This is a genomic window from Mycobacterium sp., assembly GCF_008709575.1.
Taxonomy (GTDB): domain Bacteria; phylum Actinomycetota; class Actinomycetes; order Mycobacteriales; family Mycobacteriaceae; genus Mycobacterium.
The window spans coordinates 1-816 of the sequence record NZ_VYIK01000253.1; the positions used below are offsets into that span (position 1 = coordinate 1).

At 56.9% G+C, this 816-nt stretch carries 1 protein-coding gene; it reads left to right on the plus strand.

What is annotated here, in order from left to right:
* Positions 1-639 precede the first annotated feature (639 nt).
* Positions 640-780, plus strand: coding sequence for a hypothetical protein (locus F6Q13_RS18250; protein WP_293059549.1), 141 nt, complete (start codon positions 640-642; stop codon positions 778-780).
* The last annotated feature ends 36 nt before the right edge of the window (positions 781-816 follow it).

The following is an 816-nucleotide window of genomic DNA, read 5'->3' on the forward strand; positions in this document are numbered from 1 at the left end:
CGGTGGGCCCATTTTCTTATCCCACGGCGGCGCACAGCGCCTGGAAAACTAGCCCCACTGTAAGCCCCCCGAGCCGCCCAAAACGTTTCACGTGTCCCGTCGCTGCTCCTTATCCCGGCCGCGGCCCACGAGTCATTGGTGTATCCAGTGGCGACCACTGAGGTGTTTCTGACTCGACCGCAGAGATCCTATGCCCCAGCTTGAGTCACTAAGTTACAACTGATTTCGACGTGCCGCCTTCAGCAACTTTGTGAAGCTCGTCCGAGAAATTTTGAATTATCGTACCGAAACTCGTCGTTGTTCGGATAAGTGACTGTATCCGCGACTGCGGGAGAGGGCGTCCCTGAATTCTGATATTCTTAAGCTCTGCGGGCCATTCTTTAAGATTTCTGTAAACTCCCTGCAAACGTGCTCGGGCTTGGCGAATTTGTGACAATTCAAGAGGCGTTAACTGGTGAGCAACTGTTTGGCTGGTAGCTGCGCTGACGGGTTTAAGTGTCACTTGCGAGGCCGCTTTGGCACAAGCCCTTTGCCGTCGTCGAGGTCGATCCCGCGCACTGGCACGGGTCCCCAGAGAAAGTCGCCGAGGATGTCATGCGAAATCGGTTCTACGCATCGGTCGGATTGAAAGTGGTTCGGGTGAGAATCGCCGGCACCCAGGCGCTCAGCCCCAACGACGTGGTGATTCCCGAAAGCGATTTTCAGCCCGAGCGGCGCGGTCCAGAAGTGGTGCGAGCACTAGGTTCGGCCAAAATGCTGCCGGCTCTTGTGACGTTGTAGTGGGTTCGTGACCTGGGGATTTGGGGCGCAACGCCG